The organism is Amycolatopsis sp. CA-126428 (assembly GCF_002904335.1).
Lineage (GTDB): Bacteria > Actinomycetota > Actinomycetes > Mycobacteriales > Pseudonocardiaceae > Amycolatopsis.
This window is the reverse complement of record NZ_PPHF01000021.1, coordinates 18,329-38,254: the sequence shown is the minus strand read 5'-3', so window position 1 is coordinate 38,254 and position 19,926 is coordinate 18,329. Positions and strand designations below refer to the sequence as shown.

The following is a 19,926-nucleotide window of genomic DNA, read 5'->3' as shown; positions in this document are numbered from 1 at the left end:
CTCCGGTCCGCCTGTCCGGCCGCGAGCGCGTTTGGCCGGCCAAGCCAGCGGGAATTCGCGGCAACGGAAAGGCGGTGAGAGCGATCGCCGAGATCCGGATCGGGACCTCTGGGTGGCGCTATCCCCCGTGGCGCGGGGTCTTCTACCCACCCAAGCTCGCGCAGCGGCGGGAACTCGAATACCTCTCGCGGCGGATGAACGCCGTCGAAATCAACGGTTCCTTCTACTCGCTCCAGCGTCCCGAGCGGTACCGGGCCTGGTTCGACGAAACCCCCGCCGGCTTCCTCTTCGCCGTCAAGGGTGGGCGCTTCATCACGCACATGAAGCAGCTTCGCGACGTCGAGACGGCCCTCGCGAACTTCTACGCCTCCGGCGTCCTCGCGCTCGGGGCGAAACTGGGCCCCTTTCTCTGGCAGCTACCGCCGAGACTCGCCTTCGATCCCGATCGGCTCGAGAACTTCTTCGCCCTGCTTCCGCGCACCACCACCGACGCCGCCCGGCTGGCGGCGAAGCACGACGACAAACTCAAGGGCACGCCGTACCTCGAAGCCGGACCAAACCGGCCGCTGCAGCACGCCCTGGAAGTGCGGCACCCCAGCTTCGCCGCACCCGACGCCAAAAAACTCCTCGAAACACACGGCATTGCCCTCGTCGTCGCCGATACCGCCGGGAAGTGGCCGTTCCTCGAAGACCAGACCGCCGGCTTCGCCTACGTCCGGCTGCACGGCGACGAAGAGCTCTACGTCAGCGGCTACTCCGACCGCGCCCTGCGCAAGTGGGCCCGCAAAATCCGGGAGTGGCACGACGACGGGCGGCGTGACGTGCACGTCTACTTCGACAACGACGTGAAAGTCGAGGCGCCCCGGAACGCCGAATGCCTCGCCGACCTGCTCGGGGTTGCCCCCATCACGAACCCCGGCACGGTGGCATGATCGGCCTCGATGAAGGTCTACGCGATCCCCCTGCGCACCCGGTTCCGCGGCATCACCGTCCGTGAGGGCGTGCTGCTGCACGGCCCGGCGGGCTGGGGCGAGTTCTGCCCGTTCGCCGACTACTCCGACGCCGAGAGCGTGCCGTGGCTGCGGGCGGCGCTGGAGGCGACCGAAGCCGGGTGGCCCGCGCCGGTCCGCGATCGGGTCGAGGTGAACACGACGGTGCCGGTGGTCGGGCCGGAGAAGGCGTACGAGCTGGTCCGCGCGTCCGGCTGCCGGACGGCGAAGGTGAAGGTCGCCGACCCGCGCGTCTCCCTGGCCGACGACTGCGCGCGGGTCGAAGCGGTCCGCGACGCACTCGGCCCGGACGGCGCCGTCCGCGTCGACGCGAACATGGCGTGGGACGTCGACACGGCGGTGCGCGCGATCGCGGACCTCGACAAGGCGGCGGGCGGGCTGGAGTACGCGGAGCAGCCGTGCCCGTCGATCGAGGACCTGGCGGCGGTCCGGCGCCGGGTGGACGTCCGGATCGCCGCGGACGAGTCGATCCGCCGCGCGGAGGACCCGCTGAAGGTGGCGGTCGCCGGAGCGGCGGACATCGCGGTCCTGAAGGTCGCCCCCCTCGGCGGCGTCCGGCGGGCGCTGGAGGTCGCCGAGGCGAGCGGGCTGCCGTGCGTGGTGTCGTCGGCGGTGGAGACGAGCGTGGGCCTGGCGGCGGGCCTGGCCCTGGCCGGCGCGCTGCCGTCGCTGGAGTTCGCTTGTGGACTCGGGACGCTTTCGTTGCTGGAAGGGGACGTCTGCGCGGAGTCACTGTCCCCTGTGGACGGATACCTGCCGGTACCGCGGACCGCCCCGGAACCAGTGAGGGCTTTCGCGGCGCCGCCCGAGGTGGCCGCCGCCTGGGAAGCCCGGCTGAGCCGGGTGCGCTCGCTCGCCTGACCCCGAGGGCAAGTTCAGGGTCGGGCTCCGGGCCGTTCCCGATGTGGGCCAGCACCCCCGGGCGACACCATTGAGCCATGACGAACAGCGTGTACACCCCCGAAACCAAGCAGCTCCGCCGCAGCCGGAGCGACAAGATGCTCACCGGTGTCTGCGGTGGCTGGGCCACCTACCTCGGCGTCGACGCCAGCGTCCTGCGCATCGGCATGGTCGCCGCCGTGTTCCTGTCGGTCGGGATCGCCATTCCGATCTACATCGCCGCCGCCATTCTGACGCCCGAAGAGAGCTCCTGAACCGGGCGGGCGCGGGCTCGCAGGGGGAGCCGGCGCCCGCCGGAAGACCGGGGGTGCATGAACCGAACGGCCCGGACGCCAGGGGACGTCCGGGCCGTTCGGCCGCGGCCGTTGGGCCGGGTGGCCCAAAACCACCACGCGGATCCCGTTCGAGGGGTTAGGGTTCGCGCTCGTGGATCACGGAAAGACCGCCCCCAAGGTCGTCGTGGGGATCTTGGGCGGGTTGTACTTGCTCGCGGGGCTGGGGTTGACCGCTTTCGCCGCGTACAGCGTGCTGGCCTCCGGCGACACCGACGGCGTCAAGGCCGCCAAGGTCGTGCTCTACACCGCCGCGGGGCTGGCGATCTGGGTCATGCTCACCGGGATCGGCGCGATCGTCGTCGGGCTGGAAGCGGACCAGAAGAGCACGGCGTGGCTCGGGGGCCTCGGCGTGCTCGCCCTCGGCGTCGTGATCGTCGGCGCTTACGCCGTCTGGTTCTTCACGAAGCCATGAGAAAAGCCCGGTCCGCCGAAGCGGACCGGGCTTCCCCGAAAAGCGCGTGGATCAGAAGTCCATGCCACCCATGCCACCGGACGGGTCGGCGGGAGCGGCCGAAGCCTTCTCCGGCTTGTCCGCCACGACGGCCTCGGTGGTCAGGAACAGCGCCGCGATGGAGGCGGCGTTCTGCAGCGCGGAGCGGGTGACCTTCGTCGGGTCCGGCACGCCGGCGGCGAGCAGGTCCTCGTAGACACCCGTGGCGGCGTTGAGGCCGTGACCCTGCGGCAGGCCCTTGACCTTCTCCACCACGACGCCGCCCTCGAGGCCGGCGTTGATCGCGATCTGCTTGAGCGGGGCCTCGACGGCCACCTTGACGATGTTGGCACCAGTGGCCTCGTCGCCCTCGAGCTTCAGGCCCGCGAACGCGGCTTCGGCGGCCTGGATCAGGGCCACGCCACCACCGGCGACGATGCCCTCTTCCACGGCGGCCTTCGCGTTGCGCACCGCGTCCTCGATGCGGTGCTTGCGCTCCTTGAGCTCGACCTCGGTCGCGGCGCCGGCCTTGATGACGGCCACGCCGCCGGCCAGCTTCGCGAGCCGCTCCTGCAGCTTCTCGCGGTCGTAGTCCGAGTCCGAGTTCTCGATCTCGGCGCGGATCTGGTTGACGCGACCCTGGATCTGGTCGGCGTCGCCCGCACCCTCGACGATGGTCGTCTCGTCCTTGGTGATGACGGCCTTGCGGGCCTTGCCCAGCAGGGACAGGTCCGCGTTCTCCAGCTTGAGGCCGACGTCCTCGGAGATGACCTGGCCACCGGTCAGGATCGCGATGTCCTGCAGGATCGCCTTGCGGCGGTCACCGAAGCCCGGGGCCTTGACGGCGACGGACTTGAAGGTGCCGCGCATCTTGTTGACGATCAGGGTGGCCAGGGCCTCGCCCTCGACGTCCTCGGCGATGATCAGCAGCGGCTTGCCGGACTGGATGACCTTCTCCAGCAGCGGCAGCACGTCCTTGACGGTGGAGATCTTGGAGCCGAAGAGGAGGATGTACGGGTCCTCGAGCTCGGCTTCCTGACGCTCCGGGTCGGTCACGAAGTAACCGGAGATGTAGCCCTTGTCGAAGCGCATGCCCTCGGTGAGCTCGAGCTCGAGACCGAAGGTGTTGCTCTCCTCGACGGTGACGACGCCTTCCTTGCCGACCTTGTCCAGCGCCTCGGCGATCAGCTCGCCGATGGTGCGGTCAGCGGCCGAGATCGAGGCGGTAGCAGCGATCTGCTCCTTGGTCTCGATCTGGACGGCGGCCTTGTGCAGCTGCTCGGTGATGGCCTCGACGGCCGCCTCGATGCCGCGCTTCAGGCTGATGGGGTCGGCGCCGGCCGCGACGTTGCGCAGGCCTTCCTTGACGAGGGCCTGGGCGAGCACGGTGGCGGTGGTGGTGCCGTCACCCGCGACGTCGTCGGTCTTCTTGGCAACTTCCTTGACGAGCTCGGCCCCGATCTTCTCCCACGGGTCTTCGAGCTCGATCTCCTTGGCGATGGAGACGCCGTCGTTGGTGATGGTCGGCGCGCCCCACTTCTTTTCGAGCACGACGTTCCGGCCCCGCGGGCCGAGGGTCACCTTGACGGCTTCGGCGAGGGTGTTCAAGCCGCGCTCGAGACCGCGGCGGGCGTCCTCGTCGAACGCAATCAGTTTGGCCATTGCGGTGTGGTCCTCCGGTATTGGGCGCCACCGCCGCGCTGTCCACAGCGGCGGCAGCAGGACTCTTCCTCGGCCAGGCTCGGTGCCCGCGACGGACGACTGGACCCGGGTGGGGGTCAGCCTCACCGTCCCGACCTTTGGCACTCGACGGCGTCGAGTGCCAAGTTCGTGTTTAGCACTCTCGGGGGGAGAGTGCAAGAAGACCTGCTCAGCGTCGCACTATCAGTTGCCCGGCTTGATGCTGATCGACGTCGGAGGGGCGTTCAGCGACGACGTCGGGTTGGCCTGCGAGTCACCCGGGCCGACCGGGATGTTCGGCGCCGTCGTCTGGCTGCCGCCACCCCCGCCGCCGTTGTCGCCGAAGAGGAAGATCGCGCCGATGACCAGGCCGGCCACGACCACCAGGCCCAGCACGAGGAAGATCCACTTCTTGCCGCCGCTGCTCTTCGGCTGGTGGAACGCACCCGCGCCGCCGGCGGGCAGGGGCGGGCGCAGCCGCATCGGGTCGCCGGGCGGGCCGTAGCCGGGCGGCGGACCCTGCGGGTGCATGCCCGGCTGCTGCGGGTAGCCGTAACCGGGGGGCGGGCCCTGCGGCGGCATCCCGGGCGGCGGGCCCTGCTGCTGGGGGTAGCCGTACCCGGGCGGGGGTCCCTGCGGCGGCGGACCGGGCGGCCCCGGGGGCCCCTGCGGTCCGGGCCCCTGGCCGTAGCCGGGCTGCTGCTGTCCTCCGTACGGGTGCACGGGGGCCCCCTCTCCCTGCGCTGCGCTGTTCTGGTGCGGCCCCTGTTGTACCTGACCAGGACGCTGCGGCGCGGGGATTCCGCCCGAATGGGAGCCCGGCGGGCCCGGCGGGGTGTCCGACGCCGCCAGCGGGCCGAGCGCGCGGCGCGCGGCCGCGATCATCTCGACGCAGCTGGCGTAGCGGTCGGCGGGGTTCTTGGCCATGCCGCGCCGGATCACCTCGTCGATCGCCGGCGGCAGCGAGACGGCGCGGGAGATCGCGGGCGGCTCGCCGTTGAGGTGCCCCTTGATCACCGTCGGGACGTCACCCTTGAACGGCGGGCGGCCGGTGAGGCAGGCGTAGAGGACGCACGTCAGCGCGTACTGGTCGGTGCGCCCGTCCAGCGGCTCCCCGCGCAGGTGTTCGGGGGCCGCGTAAGTGGGAGAGCCGAGGAAGTCGCCACCGCGCGTCCGGTGCCCGGTCGCGCCGCGCCGGGTCAGCCCGAAGTCGGCGACGTACACGTGCTCGCGCGAGGTCTCCTTCTTCGTCACGAGCACGTTCGCCGGCTTGACGTCGAGGTGGACCAGACCACGGTTGTGCAGTGTGTCGAGTGCGTCCGCGACCTGGTCGAGCATCGTCAGGGTGCGCGAAGGGGCGATCGGGCCGCCGGAGATCAGGCCGGCGAGATCGCCGCCGTCGACCATCCGCATGGCGATGTAGAGCATGCCGTCGAGCTCGCCGAAGTCGTACAACGGCACGACGTTGGCGTGGTCGATCGCCGAGGTGTTGCGCGCCTCGTCGACGAACCGCTCGCGGAACTCGGCGTCGGCCCCGAGGTGGTCACCGATGACCTTCAGCGCCACCTTGCGGCCGAGCCGCACATCCGTGGCCTTGTAGGTCACACTCATGCCGCCCTTGCCGAGCACCCCGTCGATGCGGTAGTTGCCCAGCCGGCGACCGGTGAGGTCCCCCGACACATCGCCTGTCACGCCCGCAGCCTAACGCCCCTGGTTCGGCGTCTGCCGGGGGTTCACCGATCAGCTGGAGCGGCCGTGTTACGAAACCTTGCGCACGTCGGCTGCCTGGCTACGACCATCGCGGCCCGACTGCACTTCGAACTCGACGCGATCGCCTTCGTCCAGAGTGCGGAATCCTTCGGACTGGATGGCCGAATAGTGGACGAACACGTCCGGCCCCTCCGTGGATTCGATGAACCCGTAGCCCTTTTCCGAGTTGAACCATTTGACGGTGCCGACAGCCACGGCGCCCTCCCTCAGCACAAAGGATCCGCTGGCCCGAGCGGATGCCAGCGGCGGAGTGCCAATCACGCTACCGGAATTATTCCCCTCGGCAATGGGCAATTCGTCCGAAGATCACGAACCCGAAAGGCGCCGGTTCCGCGCGTGCACGAGCACCGTCCCGGGACCCGCGAAGTCGATCGCGAGCCCTTCGCCGGTGCGCAGCGACTGCGAGCCGCCCGGATCGAGGGCCCGCAACCGGCACTGGACGGAGTCCGGGTAGGCCAGCAGGTAGTCGGGCCGGACCGTGACCAGCTCGCCCTGGCCGAGCTCGAACGCATCCACCGGGCCGGGCGCGGCCAGCACGAGCGGCCCGGTCCCGCTGTAGTGCTCGAGGAATCCCGAATCGGCGCCGAAAAGCTGCTGCAGCGGCACCCACCCGGTGTCGTGACGAACCGACGAAGGTCGCACCAGCACCGCTTCGCGGTGGACCGACCAGCCCGTGCCACCGCTCACGTCGAGCGGGTAGACGTCGCCGGGGCGCAGCGGCGCGAAGTCGATCCAGCCGCCGTCGGACGGCGCGGTGTAGAGGACCGTCGTGCTCTTGCCCGCGCGGACGCCACCGCGGCCCGCCGGCGTCTCGGTGACCCCGAACCGGCTGGCGAGCAAGGTTTCCGGCGCGGCCCGCACGGCCTCGCCCGGTTCGAGCAGAACGCGGGCGACGCCGAACGCGGGCGTGTGCCGGGTCTGGACGCGCATCAGCGTGACGGGACGTGGGAGACGATCCAGCCGACCAGCGCGGACGGGTTGCGCGTCTGCGTCATGATCTGGCCGGGACCGACGAAGTCGAACACCAGGCCTTCGCCGCTCTTCATCGACTGGATGATGCCCTGCGCGACCTTGCGGATCTGGTACTGCACGGTGTCGGCGTACGCGACGACGTGCCCGGTGTCGATGGTCACCATCTCGCCCTGCTGGAGCGTGATGGTCTCGACCGCGCCGTAGCAGCTGACGAGCAGCTGGCCCTGTCCGGTGGCGTGCGTCAAAAACCCGCCCTCGCCGCCCATCAGGTTCTTCATCCCGCCCCACTTGGTCTCGGTCTGCACGCCGTGCGACGAGGCGAGCCAGCAGCCGCGGGTGACGGCCCAGCCGGTGCGGCCGTCGAGGGTGATCACCTGGATGTCGCCGGGCAGGTTGGCGGCGACGTCGACCCAGCCGCCGTTCGGCGGGGCGGTGAAGGTGGAGATGAAGAAGGACTCGCCGGAGAGGAACGCGCGGCCGAGGCCCTTCATGATCCCGCCCTGCGCCTGCGACTGCACCTGCACGCCGTAGCTGGTGGCCATCATCGCGCCGGACTCGACCTGGCACGGCTCGCCGGGCGCCAGCATCAGCCGGGCGACGGCGAACGAAGGCTGTTGACGGATTCCGACCTGCATGCGTGCTCCCCTGAGGCGTGCTCTCGAACGACGCAGAGTCTTGCACGCCCCCTCCTGGGGTGGAGGATGGTCCGGTGATCTCCGTCGACGACTACCGCGACCGCGTTGCCGGGCTCCTCGGCACGGCCTCCGCGACCACCCTGCCCCTCGCCGCCGCGGCCGGGCTCGTCCTGGCCGAGGACGTGCGCGCCGGCGTCTCGCTGCCGCCCTTCGACAACTCCGCGATGGACGGCTACGCGGTCCGCGCCGCCGATGTCGAAACGGCTCCGGTGACCTTGCCGGTCGCCGACGACATCCCGGCGGGCCGGGTCGACGTCCGGCCCCTGGAACCCGGCACCGCGCACCGGATCATGACCGGCGCCCCGCTGCCGCCCGGCGCGGACGCCGTCGTGATGGTCGAGGACTCCTACGGCGGCACCGAAACGGTGACGTTCTCGGCCGCCGCCCGCGAAGGCGCGCACATCCGGCACATCGGCGAGGACGTCGTCGCCGGCGACGTCGCCCTGCACGCGGGAACCGTGCTGGGCCACTCCCAGCTGGGTCTCGCGGCCGCGGTCGGCCTCGCCGAGGTGAAGGTGCACCGGCCGCTGAGGGTGCTGGTGGCCTCGACCGGCACCGAGCTGATCGACGCGCCCGCCCCGCTGCGCCACGGCCAGATCTACGAGTCCAACAGCGTGATGCTCGCCGCGGCGATCCGCGACCTCGGCTGCGAGGTGGAGGTCGTCCGCAGCGTCGTCGACGACGTCGAGGAGTTCCGGAAGGTCATCGAGCCGAAGCTGGCCGGAGCCGACCTGCTGGTCACCTCCGGTGGCGTCAGCGCGGGCGCGTATGAAGTGGTGAAGGACGCACTGACCGGCCAGGGCGTCGAGTTCGCGAAGATCGCGATGCAGCCCGGCGGGCCGCAGGGCAGCGGGCGCTGGCACGGCGTGCCCGTGGTGGCGCTGCCCGGCAACCCGGTGAGCGTGCTGGTGTCGTTCGAGGCGTTCCTGCGCCCGGCGATCCTGGCGGCGCTGGGCCACACCGACGTCTCGCGGCGGCGGGTGCGCGCCCGGCTGACCGAGGCGATGAGCTCGCCGGCCGGGCGCCGCCAGTACCGCCGGGGCGTGTTCACGCCGTCCGACCGGGAGGTCACCGGGGTCGTCGGACCACGCGGCGGCCCCGGCTCGCACCTGCTGGCCGCGTTCACGCAGGCCAACTGCCTGATCGTGCTGCCCGAAGACGTCACGACGGCAGCGGTTGGGGAAGAGGTGGACGTCCTGCTGCTCTGACCGGGAAGTCCCGCAGCTTCCGGTAGGGCGCGAGCAGCGGCAACGCGAGGATCGAAACTCCCGCGGCGACCCAAAGCGTCTCGCGGAGACCGATCGCCTCGCCCAGCACGCCGCCGAGGACACCGGCCAGCGGGATCGACCCGTAGTTGACGATCGACATGCTGGAGTTGACCCGGCTGATCAGCTCGGGCGGGCAGTACTGCTGCCGGAACGTGGTGACCAGGACGTTGCCGGCGACCACGCCCGCGCACACGCCGAACAGCGCGAGCACGAACGGCGTCAGGCCCCAGCCGGGTCCGCTCAGCGGCCCGAGCACCAGCATCGGTGCCGCGAAGGCCTCGCACAGCAGCCACGCGCGCACGGCACCGAAGCGCGCGGCGAGCCGGCCGGCCACGGCCGCGCCGAGCACCCCGCCGGACGCGCCCAGCGCCAGGGCCAGGCCCACGAGACCGGGCGCGGCGCCCAGTGTCCGGGACAGGAACACGATCTGGATGGCGCTGTAGCCGGTGAGCGCGAGGTTCGAGACGGCGCCGAAGGTCATCAGCGACCGCAGGTACCGGTCGCGCACGACGAACCGGAGTCCCTCGGCGATCTGGCTGCGCAGCGGCGAGCGTTCGGCCGGGACGAGGACTTCGCGTGCCCGGATCGCCCGGACGCACAGGACCGAGACGCCGAAGCTGACCGCGTCGGCCAGGATGCCGCTGACCGGGCCGAACGCCTGGGCCAGCAGCCCGGCCAGGCCGGGCCCGGCGACCTGGGTCGCGGACTCGCTGCCCTGCAGCTTCGCGTTGCCTTCGAGCAGTTCGCCGTCACCGACGAGAACCGGGAGGTAAGCGCGGTAGGCGAGGGTGAAGAAGACCTTCGCGACCCCGCCGAGCAGGGCGGCGCCCAGCAGGTAGGGCATGGCCAGCACCCCGGCGGCCGCCGCGAGCGGGACGCTGCCGAAGATGGCCATCGAGGCCGTGTTGCAGACCAGCATCACCGGCCGCTTCGGCAGCCGGTCGACCCAGGCACCGGCCGGCAGGCCGATCACCAGCCACGGCAGCCAGGCCGCCGCCGTCAGCAGCGCGACCTGGAAGGTGCTCGCCTGCAGCGTGACCACCGCGACCAGCGGCAACGCCGTGCTCGCGACCATGCTGCCGAGCATGCTGGTGGTCTCGCCGGTCCAGAGCAGCCGGAAGTCCCTGTTCCCCCAGAGCCCCTTCACGGCTGGCCCAGCGACGCTCGGGCGGCGAAGAAGACCGGGCGGCGCTCGACGCCGTCACCGGGTTCGGTGCGGTTCTCGAACTCGCTGATCAGGAGGAAGATCCGCTCGTTCAGCTCGTCGAGCTCGTCCTTGGACAGCCGGACCCACGTGTCGATGCTGAAGGGCGCACCGCGCCACTCCTCGGGGTAGGTCTCGCGGTTCGCGATCCAGTCGCGGGCGACCGCCGTCTGGTGGTCGAGCACGAGGACCTCGGCGGCTTCGGCGACCGGGTCGCCGGGGAAGTCGCCCGCGGCCCACCGCAGTACCTTCGCACTGCGCCTCCACCAGCGTTCCCGCTGGTCACGGGCCAGTTCCGGGGCCACCTCGACCAGCTTCGCGGCGGCCAGGACCTTCATGTGGTGGCTAACGTTGCCGACCGCCTGGCCGGTTTTCGCGGCCAGCATCGACGCCGTCGCCGGGCCGTCGAGGTGGAGCAGTTCCAGGAGCCGGCGCCGCAGCTGGTGCGACATGGCGGCCAGCACCTTCGAATCCCGGATTTCCCGGATGTCCTCGCTCATGAAGCACAAGAGTAGTTGTACAACAGCTCTTGCGCAATGGCGCTTGTACGTCTGCTCCCGTAAGCTTCGGCCATGGGTTTCGTCGCATGGGTGATCTTCGGCGCGATCGTCGGCTGGGTCGCGAACCTGGTCGTCGGCGGGCGGGAACGGCGCCGGCAAGGTTGCCTGGTCAGCGTGCTCGTCGGAGTCGTCGGCGCAGCCCTGGGCGGGCTGGTCTACCGGCTCGCGACCCGCCAGACGAGGACGTTCGACTTCGGCTTCGACTTCCCCAGCTTCGGCGTGGCCATCCTCGGGGCCGTCGTGCTGCTGGCGATCCTGCGGCTCGCAAGCAGCCTGGCCCGGCGTCCGAGTGACCGTTGGTAACTTTTGCCGGACGAATGGTGATCAACGGGGCCGCCGGCCGCTAGACTGCTTCCTAACACGCATCTCCGGGCGGCCGGGTGCGTGCGCCGTCGGGGGGCGGATGCACCCGGCCCCCTTCCTTCGCCTTTCTCGCCTTCTGCGCCTTCCTCGCTTCGATGACGACCGCGGCCGCGTGCACCGGGTCGACGAGCGAAGGCACGGGCACCTCGTCGATCTCTCGGCGCCACGCACCCAAGAGCTCGCGAAGCCGGGCTTCGGCGGGATCGCGGCGGTCGCTCATCGGTCCTCACAGGTCAGGCGGGGCAGCGCCCCGAACGGCGGCAACTACTTAGCGTTATCGGTGAAATCGACCTTCCGTTACGACGGAGCGATCATTCCCACCCGCCGCGGTGACCCCCTCCCGGAGGAGTCCGGCAGGGGCGCGCGGACACGCTCACCTGGGGCAGCGGTAGCGTGGGGGCGCCCGTACGCGGCTGCCGGACCCCGGCGCCCATCCGATCTTCCGAGACGAAATCAGGGGACCCGACCATGAGCGGCACCCGGCCGGATTCCGCCGGCAACCCCGTCGCCCACGCCCTCCAGCTCGCCCGCGAGACGCTGCCGCCGATGCACCCCGCCGGTCGCCCGTTCGTGGCGGGCGGCGTCGCCGCGACCCTGCTCGCGCGCCGGTTCTCCAAGCGCCTCGGCGTCCTGGGCGCACTGACGACGGTGGCCATGGCCGCGTTCTTCCGCGAGCCGAAGCGGGTCCCGCCGCCTCGTGACGGCGTCGCGCTCGCCTCGGCCGACGGGCTCGTGTCGCTGATCGAGGAAGCCGTCCCGCCGGCCGAGCTCGGCCTGCCCGCCGAGCCGCGGATGCGCGTGTCGGTGTTCCTCTCGGTGTTCGACGTGCACGTCCAGCGCGTGCCGGCGAACGGCGTGATCGAGCGGGTCGCCTACCGGCCCGGCAAGTTCCTGTCCGCGGACCTGGACAAGGCGAGCGACGACAACGAACGCAACTCCGTGCTCATGCGCACCGAAGACGGCCACGAGCTCGTCGTCGTGCAGATCGCCGGCCTGGTCGCGCGCCGCATCCTCTGCGAGATCCGCGAGGGCGACAAGGTCGATGCCGCTTCGACGTACGGCATCATCCGGTTCGGCTCGCGGGTCGACCTGTACCTCCCGCCGGGCTCGACGGTGCTGGTCAGCAAGGGCCAGCGCACGGTCGGCGGCGAGACGGTCATCGCCGAACTCCCTGCCGCGCCTGCGAAAGGCTGATCGATGGTCCGCGTGACCACCCCGGGCGTCCGGCTGCTGCCGAACGCCATCACCGTGCTGGCGCTGTGCGCGGGCCTGTCGGCCGTGCAGTTCGCGCTGACCAAGAACTACGCGATGGCGATCGCCTCGATCGGCATCGCGGCGGTGCTCGACAGCCTGGACGGCCGGATCGCGCGGCTCCTGGACGCGACGTCGAAGATGGGCGCGGAGCTGGACTCGCTGTCCGACGGCATCTCGTTCGGCGTCGCCCCGGCGCTGGTGATCTACGTGTGGCAGACCGGCGCCGACCGGATCGGCTGGGTGGCGTCGCTGATCTTCGCCGTCTGCATGATCCTGCGGCTGGCGCGCTTCAACACGCTGCTCGACGACACCGAGCAGCCCCCGTACGCGAGCGAGTTCTTCGTCGGCGTCCCGGCGCCCGCGGGCGGCCTGCTGGGGATGCTGCCGCTGGTGGCGTACCTGCAGTGGGGCGAGGGGTGGTGGTCGTCGCAGTACGTCGTGTGGGCGTGGACGGTCGCCATCGCGGCCCTGCTGATCAGCCGCATCCCGACGCTGTCGCTGAAGACGGTCAAGGCACCCCCGAAGGCGATCGCGCCGCTCCTGCTCGGCGTCGCCCTCCTGGCGGCGGCGATCATCCAGTTCCCGCTGGTCGCGCTGCTCGCGGCGATGGTGCTGTACCTGGCGCACATCCCGTACTCGATCTACCGGCACCGCTGGCTGGCGGCGCACCCGGAGGCCTGGACGGTCCCGCCGAGCGAGCGCCGCGCGATCCGCCGCGCCCGGTCCCCCCGCCGCCTCGGCCTGCGCCGCCCGCTGCGCCGCCGGGTCGCGGGCGCGGCAATGCGCGCGGTCCGCCTCCCCCGCACCGGCGAGACGGTCCGCACCCCCCGCGTCACCTCGGAAAACGGCAACGGCCAGCGCCGCCGCTCCTGGCGCCAGATCGGCCTCCGCCGCAAGTAGCCGTGTCGACCCCCCAATCACGCGTGTCGACCCGCCAATCACGCGTGTCGACTCCCTAATCACGCGAGCCGACCCTCCAGGCACGCGAGCCGACTCTCCAGGCACGCGAGCCGACTCTCCAGGCACGCGAGCCGACCGTCCAGGTACGCGAGCCGACCCTCCGGATACGTGATCCGGCGGACATCACCCGTGATTGAGGGGTCGACTCACGTGATTGGGGGGTCGACACGGGGTGGCCCGTCCGGGAGCCCCGGGGAGAGCGGTGGATCGCTAGGGTGAACGGCGTGAGCCACCCGCAGATCACGCTGACCGTCCGGCACACGCCGTCCGCGCTGGACACGCGCCGCGGCGTTGTCCGGCTTCATCCTGAAGTCCTCGACGCGCTCGGCCTGCGGGCCTGGGACGCCGTGCACCTCACCGGGGCCCGGGTCAGCGCCGCCCTCGCCGCGCCGACCGACGAGGCCGATGTGCCCGGGGTCGTCCTCACCGACGACGTCACCATGTCGAACCTGGGCGTCACCGAGGGCTCGGAGATCGTCGTCGCGCCGGCCGACGTCGCCGCGGCGAAGACGGTGACCGTCGCCGGGTCGCGGCTGGCCAGCGTTTCGGTCAGCCCGCACATGCTGCGGCTCGCGCTGATCGGCAAGGTGCTCACCGTCGGGGACGCCGTTTCGCTGCTGCCGCAGGACCTCGCGCCGTCGCCGGGGTCGGACCCGGCCGGCCTGCGCGGCCAGCTGTCACGCGCGATCGGCGCGACCTGGACGAACGAGCTGCTCACCGTGACCGCGACCGAGCCGGGCGGTCCCGTCGCGGTGGGACCGTCCACAGTGGTCACCTGGCGGGACGGCGCCCGGCCGGGCACCGCCGAACCGGCCGCGCCCCGGACGGCGACCGCGCTGGTCCGCACCTCCGCCGTCACCGCGGCCGAGGAGTGGATCGACGCCGAGGTCGTCGAGGAGGAGGCCGCCGCCGCGGAAGAAGAGCCCGTCGTCCCGCTGGCCGACCTGATCGGCGCCGAGGCCGCCGCGCGCAAGCTGGACGAGTGGTTCGACCTGGCCTTCCACCGGCCCGAGCTGCTGGCCCGGCTGGGCGCGCCCGCCCACCTGGGCGTCCTGCTGTCCGGCCCCGAAGGCGTCGGCAAGGCGACGCTCGTGCGGTCGGTCGCGAACGAAGCCGGCATCCGCGTGATCCCGCTGGCCGCACCCAACCTCGCCGTGCTGGACCCGAACGTCGCCGTGGCACGCCTGCGCGAGGCCGTCCGCGCCGCCGAAGGCCCCTCGGTCCTCCTGCTCACCGACGTCGACGCGCTGCTGCCCGCGACGACCCCGCCGCCGGTCGCCACCGTCGTGCTGGAAGAACTGCGCACAGCCTTGCGGCGCGAGCGCTTCGCCGTGGTCGCGACGACGGCCCGCGCGGAATCGGCCGACCCGCGGCTGCGCGCCGCCGACCTGCTGGACCGCGAGCTCGGCCTCGCCCTCCCGGACGCCAAAACCCGCCGTGAGCTGCTGAACGTCCTGCTCCGCGACGTCCCGCTCGACACCGGCATCGACTGCGGCGTCCTCGCCGAGCGGACGCCCGGCTTCGTCGCCGCCGACCTGATCGCGCTGCGCCGGGACGCCGCGCTGCGGGCGGCGCTGCGCCAGCGCGACACCGACGAGCCGCGCATCTCGCAGCAGGACCTGCTCGACGCGCTGGCCACCGTCCGGCCGGTCTCGATGTCCACTTCGGACACCCTGGCCACCGGCGGCCTGACCCTGGACGACGTCGGCAACATGGTCGACGTCAAGCAGTCCCTCACCGAGGCCGTGCTCTGGCCGCTGCGGTACCCGGACTCGTTCGCCCGGCTCGGCGTCGAGCCGCCGCGCGGGGTGCTGCTCTACGGGCCGCCCGGCGGCGGCAAGACGTTCCTCGTGCGGGCGCTGGCCGGCACCGGCGCGCTGAACGTCTTCGCGGTCAAGGGCGCCGAGCTGATGGACAAGTGGGTCGGCGAGTCCGAACGCGCGGTGCGCGAGCTGTTCCGCCGGGCCGCGGAGGCCGCGCCCGCGCTGATCTTCCTGGACGAGATCGACGCGCTGGCCCCGCGCCGCGGCCAGTCGTCCGACTCGGGGGTCGCCGACCGCGTGGTCGCCGCCCTGCTCACCGAGCTCGACGGCGTCGAGCCGATGCGCGAGGTCGTCGTGCTGGGCGCGACGAACCGGCCGGAACTGGTCGACCCGGCGCTGCTGCGGCCCGGACGGCTCGAGCGCCGCGTCTACGTGCCGCCGCCGGACGCCGAAGCCCGCGCGGCGATCCTCGCGGCCAGCTCGAAGAACACCCCGCTGGCCGGCGACGTCGACCTCGCCGCGGTGGCGTCCACTCTGGACGGTTACTCGGCGGCCGACTGCGCGGCGCTGATCCGCGAAGCGGCGTTGACGGCGATGCGCGAGTCGCTGGAGGCCCGCGAAGTCACCGCGGCGCACCTGGAGGCGGCCCGGAAGAAGGTCCGGCCGAGCCTCGACCCGGCCCAGCTGGCCACCCTCGAGGCGTACGCGAAGACGCAGTCCGGGGAATGAAAAGAGGCGGCCGTCGGCGACGGCCGCCTCTTGGCGGAACTCAGCTGCCCTTGTGGCCCGACTGGTATTCCTTCGTCACGATGACGATCACCCCGGGGCTCGCGCTCTGGATGCCTTCGAAGCGCGGCTCGGCCTTGATGCCGAACTCCTGCGCGAGCTGCTTGGCCGCGGCTTCCTCGTCGGTGCCCGGGCGGTAGAACGCCGTCGTCGTCGGGATGATGCCCTGGGAGTAGTTGCTGACCTCGTTGACGTTCCAGCCGCCGCCGCGGAAGTCCTCCGCCGCCCGGTCCGCCAGGCCCTTGATCGTCGAGTTGTTGAACACCCGGACGGTCACCCACTTGTTGGACGCCTGCTGGTCACCACCCGGCTGACCGGGGCCGCCGGGGGCGGCCGACGTCGCCTGGCCGGGCGGCGGCGAGCTCGGCGACGGCGGTGTGGGCGACGAAGAGCTCGTCGAGTTCGACGGCGGTGTCGCCGAAGACGAAGACGACGTCGACGACGGCGCCGCCGACGACGGCCCGCCGGAGGTGCCCGGCTGCGTCGACGTGCCGCTCGGCCCGGCTTCGTTCGACCCGTCGCCCCCGCCCAGCGCGGTGATCCCGCCGATGACGGCGGCGATGAACGCCACGCCGATCAGCGCGACACCCGCGGCCTTCATCGGCCGGGACATTCCCGAAAACACACTCATTGCAGCTCGATCCCCAGTCGCCGGGCGCCTCGCTTGCGCTGGCGGGCGGCGCGGGTCTTGCGCAGCCGCTTCACCAGCATCGGGTCGGCTTCGATCGCCTCCGGCTTCTCCAGCAGCTTGTTGAGCAGCTGGTAGTAGCGCGTCGCAGACAAGTCGAAGCGTTCGCGGATGGCGTTCTCCTTCGCCCCGGCGTGCCGCCACCATTGGCGCTCGAAGGCGAGGATCTCGACCTCGCGTTCGGTCAGGCCGGGCACGGGCTTCGGCGGCGACGGCTGCGGCTCAGCCATCGACTCCGCGGCGTCCATCCGAGTCCCTCTCAATCGGGCGTCATGGCGAATCAGATCCAGCTCTTCCGCGGGCGCCATTCAACCACGGAAGCAGCCGCCGACGTGGGCATCGACGTCGGCGCGTCACGGTCTGATGCAGGTCTACCAGAGGGGTCCGACTAAACTGGCTCGCCGTGACCATCCACCCCATCGTTATCGCCGGCGAACCCGTGCTGCACCAGCCGACTCGGGAGATCACCGAGTTCGACGAGAAGCTGCGCACGCTCGTGGACGACATGTTCGAGACGATGTACGCCGCCGAGGGAGTCGGCCTCGCGGCCAACCAGATCGGCCTCGATCTGCGGGTGTTCGTCTACGACTGCCCGGACGACGAAGGCGTGCGGCACAAGGGCGTCGTGGTCAACCCGAAGCTGGAGACGTCGGAGATCCCGGAGACCATGCCGGACCCGGACGACGACTGGGAGGGCTGCCTCTCGGCGCCCGGCGAGTCGTACCCGACGGGCCGGGCCAGCTGGGCGAAGGTGACCGGCTCCGACGTCGAGGGCAACCCGATCGAGGTCGAGGGCACCGGCTACTTCGCGCGCTGCCTGCAGCACGAGACCGATCACCTGGACGGGTACATCTACCTCGACCGCCTGGTCGGGCGGCACGCGCGCGCCGCGAAGAAGATGCTGAAGTCCAACAAGTGGGGCGTCCCCGGCAACTCCTGGCTGCCACCGCGGACCCCCGAGGACGACGGCGCCGTCATCTGACCGGCTCGCCGTCGTGAGTGGTAAGGCGGGTTAGAACCCGCCTTACCACTCACGACAAGCCGCGGCAGACCTCAGCAGCCGAGGAAGTGGCAGCGGACCACCCGAGGCGTCTCCAGCACCGAGCCCGCCTTGACGTCCCAGGCGAGCCGGACGTACTGGGCGTGCGTCCAGGCCAGCGGGGTCGCCGACGTGTTCGGCGTGCCGGTCGGGAAGCCGGTCTGCCCGGACGGCGGGTTCTCGTCCCACACCTGCTCCGGCATGGTCTCCGCCGAGCTGCTCACCCGGCCGAGGTCACGCAGCCGCCGCGCGGCCGAGGCGCTGTCGCCGAGCGTCAGCTCGTACTCCCCGCGCTCCCCGGCGAGCAGCGGCCACAACCGGCCGAACGTCGTGCGGCTCTCCGCCGGGAACGTGTAGTCCCACGGCGAGCCGTCGGCCTGCTCGCCGTAGCCGTCCTTCGTGTACCGGTGCCAGAACTGGCCGGTCGGCGTGGTGAAGGCGATGTCCTTGTCGGTGACGCGCACGCTGTTGCGGATCACCGGGTCGTCGGCCCGGTAGACGCCGAGCCGGACCAGGTCGAGGAAGCCCGCGTCGGTGACCGCGCGCTGGTCCATCGTCACGCTCGAGTTCCCGAGGTTGTACGTCGTCCCGGCGTTGGCGTCGGCGTCCTTGGTGAGCCGGACGAAGTACGGGTCCTTCGACAGCGGCCCGTTCGTGGTGATCGTCTGCTTCGGCAGGTCGGCCTTCATCTTGTCGGCCGCGGCGAGGTAGCGCGCGGCGTCGGCGGCCGCGCCGTTGTGCGAAGCGATGTCCGCGGCGCAGACGAGCCCGGCGATCACCGAGGCGATGGTCGACGGGGACCAGCCGTCCTGCTCCTCCCAGCGCTCCTGCTGGGTGTACGGCGAGGCCTGCCCGTTCGGACCCCGGTAGCCGAGGATGAAGTCGGCGGCCTTGCGGACGCCGGGCCACAGGTCGTTCCGGCCGAGCTGCTGGGCCAGCACGATCGGGAACGCGCTCTCGTCGAGCTGGATCGACGTCCAGTACGGCACGCCGTCGACGCGGCTGTTCTGCGGCAGGTGCCCGTCGGCCTGCTGCTGCGTGCCGAACATGTAGCTCACCGCGCGGTTCGCGGCGGCCGTGTCGCCGCCCGCGGCCAGCCCGGTCGCGATCTGGTAGAGGTCACGCGGCCAGACCAGGTGGTAGGTGCCCGACGGCGACCACTCCGGGTCGTTGTTCCCGAACCGCCACGGCATGCTCGGCGACGCGATGAAGGCACCGGGGTGGTGCTTGTCCTCGCTGGCGGCGAGCGTCAGCATCGACGCCTTGTAGAGGTCGCGCTCGGCGCCGCTCTTCAGCGACGACGGCGGCTTGGCGACCCCGCGCAGGTACTGCTGCCAGCCGCGGTCGTAGGCACGCGCGATGTCGCGGAAGCCGCGCCGCTGCGAGGCCTGCGCGCTCTTGAGCGCGTCGACGGCCTTCGCACCCATGCCGAGGGCGACGGTGACGTGCCGGTTGCGGACGCCGTCGGCGTTCGTCCGGCCGGTCAGCACGACGTTGCCCTTGGTCGCGGTGTCGTACCGGTCGAGCTTGAAGGTCTTGGCGAGCTGGGTGTTCCCGTCGGAGACGCCCGCGTAGCCGACGCTGGTCGTGGTGAACGCCGGCTGCGCGGTGAGCGCGGCGGCGTTCGTGGCGTCCTGCGCGGTGACGGCGTCACGTGCGCGGGCGGCCGAGTCGTCGGAGCCGTCGTTGGTGAGGTCCGGATCGGCGACCGCGTAGAGCTGGTAGGGCCGGCCGGTGAGCGACTGGAAGTCGACGTCCACCAGCACAGTCGTGGCAGCCGGGTCGGTCACGTAGGTCTTGCGGAGGCGCCAGCGGTGCTGGTCGTCGGTGATGGTCTGCTCGTACGTCAGGCTGTCGTCGTCGGTCCGCCGCACCTGCTGCGACTTCGCCGAGTAGTCGGTGACGGCGAAGCTGCGGCCGTCCGTGACGACGAAGTCCATCGAGCGGACGCTGGGCGTCGACAGGTCCGGGTAGTAGACCTCGGACAGCTGTCCGCCCTGGAGGGTGAACCAGACGTTGCTGGACCGGTCGTGCGCGGTCCCGAAGCCGGTCTTGTTCGCGGGTAGCCAGCTGGGATGGGTCCCGGGGGCACCGGGAGCCTCCCCCTGCGCCGCCGCGGTCGCCGGGATCAGGCCGGTGACCAGCAGCCCGGCGAGGGCGCCGAAGATGAGTTTGCGCATATCAACCCCACAGAAAAGTCGCCTCTGCACCGTTACAGAAAGGCGCCTGGCAGTCTGCCGCCGATTTCT

At 71.4% G+C, this 19,926-nt stretch carries 21 protein-coding genes; 10 read left to right on the top strand and 11 right to left on the bottom strand.

The window, feature by feature from the left end; genetic code table 11:
• The first annotated feature begins 74 nt into the window (after positions 1–74).
• The 4 genes from C2L58_RS05570 to C2L58_RS05555 all read left to right on the top strand — a co-directional run bounded on the left by C2L58_RS05570 (position 75) and on the right by C2L58_RS05555 (position 2,657).
• Positions 75–932, top strand: coding sequence for a DUF72 domain-containing protein (locus tag C2L58_RS05570; RefSeq protein WP_103336394.1), 858 nt, complete (start codon positions 75–77; stop codon positions 930–932).
• Between the two features lie 9 nt (positions 933–941).
• Complete coding sequence (locus tag C2L58_RS05565; RefSeq protein WP_103336392.1) at positions 942–1,871, top strand: o-succinylbenzoate synthase; 930 nt, start codon at positions 942–944, stop codon at positions 1,869–1,871.
• Positions 1,872–1,948: 77 nt separating this feature from the next.
• The gene (locus C2L58_RS05560; RefSeq protein WP_103336391.1) at positions 1,949–2,164 is read left to right on the top strand and encodes a PspC domain-containing protein; all 216 of its coding nucleotides are present in this window, start codon (positions 1,949–1,951) and stop codon (positions 2,162–2,164) included.
• A 172-nt stretch (positions 2,165–2,336) separates the two neighbouring features.
• Positions 2,337–2,657, top strand: coding sequence for a hypothetical protein (locus tag C2L58_RS05555; protein ID WP_103336389.1), 321 nt, complete (start codon positions 2,337–2,339; stop codon positions 2,655–2,657).
• A gap of 51 nt (positions 2,658–2,708) precedes the next feature.
• Here C2L58_RS05555 and groL read toward each other — a convergent pair whose 3' ends face one another.
• The 5 genes from groL to C2L58_RS05530 all read right to left on the bottom strand — a co-directional run bounded on the left by groL (position 2,709) and on the right by C2L58_RS05530 (position 7,732).
• Entirely contained in the window at positions 2,709–4,337 is a 1,629-nt protein-coding gene (groL, locus tag C2L58_RS05550; protein WP_043776303.1) for a chaperonin GroEL, read from the bottom strand.
• 222 nt (positions 4,338–4,559) lie between these two features.
• The gene (locus tag C2L58_RS05545; protein WP_199191111.1) at positions 4,560–6,047 is read right to left on the bottom strand and encodes a serine/threonine-protein kinase; all 1,488 of its coding nucleotides are present in this window, start codon (positions 6,045–6,047) and stop codon (positions 4,560–4,562) included.
• A gap of 66 nt (positions 6,048–6,113) precedes the next feature.
• Positions 6,114–6,320, bottom strand: coding sequence for a cold-shock protein (locus C2L58_RS05540; protein WP_003085446.1), 207 nt, complete (start codon positions 6,318–6,320; stop codon positions 6,114–6,116).
• Between the two features lie 111 nt (positions 6,321–6,431).
• Positions 6,432–7,055, bottom strand: coding sequence for an AIM24 family protein (locus C2L58_RS05535; RefSeq protein WP_103336386.1), 624 nt, complete (start codon positions 7,053–7,055; stop codon positions 6,432–6,434).
• The gene (locus tag C2L58_RS05530; RefSeq protein ID WP_013230282.1) at positions 7,055–7,732 is read right to left on the bottom strand and encodes a TIGR00266 family protein; all 678 of its coding nucleotides are present in this window, start codon (positions 7,730–7,732) and stop codon (positions 7,055–7,057) included. The genes C2L58_RS05535 and C2L58_RS05530 overlap by 1 nt, the downstream gene beginning before the upstream one ends.
• Before the next feature lie 74 nt (positions 7,733–7,806).
• Here C2L58_RS05530 and moeA point away from each other — a divergent pair, with 74 nt between their 5' ends.
• Complete coding sequence (moeA, locus tag C2L58_RS05525) at positions 7,807–9,000, top strand: molybdopterin molybdotransferase MoeA (RefSeq protein ID WP_103336385.1); 1,194 nt, start codon at positions 7,807–7,809, stop codon at positions 8,998–9,000.
• Here moeA and C2L58_RS05520 read toward each other — a convergent pair.
• Both C2L58_RS05520 and C2L58_RS05515 read right to left on the bottom strand, forming a co-directional pair.
• Positions 8,954–10,207, bottom strand: a complete 1,254-nt coding sequence (locus C2L58_RS05520) for an MFS transporter (RefSeq protein WP_103336383.1) — start codon at positions 10,205–10,207, stop codon at positions 8,954–8,956. The two genes, moeA and C2L58_RS05520, sit on opposite strands and share 47 nt — an antisense overlap.
• Positions 10,204–10,764, bottom strand: a complete 561-nt coding sequence (locus C2L58_RS05515) for an ArsR/SmtB family transcription factor (RefSeq protein ID WP_103336381.1) — start codon at positions 10,762–10,764, stop codon at positions 10,204–10,206. Before C2L58_RS05515 ends, C2L58_RS05520 begins: the two co-directional genes overlap by 4 nt.
• A 72-nt stretch (positions 10,765–10,836) precedes the next feature.
• Between C2L58_RS05515 and C2L58_RS05510 the strand changes: the two genes are divergently transcribed.
• Positions 10,837–11,127, top strand: coding sequence for a GlsB/YeaQ/YmgE family stress response membrane protein (locus tag C2L58_RS05510; RefSeq protein ID WP_103336380.1), 291 nt, complete (start codon positions 10,837–10,839; stop codon positions 11,125–11,127).
• 52 nt (positions 11,128–11,179) lie between these two features.
• Here the strand turns inward: C2L58_RS05510 and C2L58_RS05505 are convergent, their stop codons facing one another.
• Entirely contained in the window at positions 11,180–11,407 is a 228-nt protein-coding gene (locus C2L58_RS05505; RefSeq protein WP_103336378.1) for a hypothetical protein, read from the bottom strand.
• Positions 11,408–11,655: 248 nt separating this feature from the next.
• On the opposite strand from C2L58_RS05505, the gene C2L58_RS05500 reads away from it, so the two are divergent.
• From C2L58_RS05500 to C2L58_RS05490, 3 genes are all read left to right on the top strand, one after another.
• Positions 11,656–12,381 (top strand): phosphatidylserine decarboxylase, encoded by a 726-nt coding sequence (locus C2L58_RS05500; protein WP_103336377.1) that lies wholly within the window; start codon positions 11,656–11,658, stop codon positions 12,379–12,381.
• 3 nt (positions 12,382–12,384) lie between these two features.
• Complete coding sequence (gene pssA / locus C2L58_RS05495) at positions 12,385–13,341, top strand: CDP-diacylglycerol--serine O-phosphatidyltransferase (RefSeq protein WP_103336375.1); 957 nt, start codon at positions 12,385–12,387, stop codon at positions 13,339–13,341.
• A 284-nt stretch (positions 13,342–13,625) separates the two neighbouring features.
• Positions 13,626–15,893 (top strand): AAA family ATPase, encoded by a 2,268-nt coding sequence (locus C2L58_RS05490; protein ID WP_103336479.1) that lies wholly within the window; start codon positions 13,626–13,628, stop codon positions 15,891–15,893.
• 40 nt (positions 15,894–15,933) lie between these two features.
• On the opposite strand, the gene C2L58_RS05485 is transcribed toward C2L58_RS05490, so the two are convergent.
• Positions 15,934–16,581, bottom strand: a complete 648-nt coding sequence (locus C2L58_RS05485) for a LytR C-terminal domain-containing protein (RefSeq protein WP_233225565.1) — start codon at positions 16,579–16,581, stop codon at positions 15,934–15,936.
• Positions 16,578–16,886, bottom strand: coding sequence for a DUF3263 domain-containing protein (locus C2L58_RS05480; protein ID WP_013230291.1), 309 nt, complete (start codon positions 16,884–16,886; stop codon positions 16,578–16,580). The genes C2L58_RS05485 and C2L58_RS05480 overlap by 4 nt, the downstream gene beginning before the upstream one ends.
• A gap of 155 nt (positions 16,887–17,041) precedes the next feature.
• On the opposite strand from C2L58_RS05480, the gene C2L58_RS05475 reads away from it, so the two are divergent.
• A complete protein-coding gene (locus C2L58_RS05475) occupies positions 17,042–17,620 on the top strand; it encodes a peptide deformylase (protein WP_103336374.1) in 579 nt (192 codons plus the stop codon).
• A 71-nt stretch (positions 17,621–17,691) separates the two neighbouring features.
• Here C2L58_RS05475 and C2L58_RS05470 read toward each other — a convergent pair whose 3' ends face one another.
• Positions 17,692–19,857, bottom strand: a complete 2,166-nt coding sequence (locus C2L58_RS05470; protein WP_103336372.1) for a glycoside hydrolase family 15 protein — start codon at positions 19,855–19,857, stop codon at positions 17,692–17,694.
• Positions 19,858–19,926 lie beyond the last annotated feature (69 nt).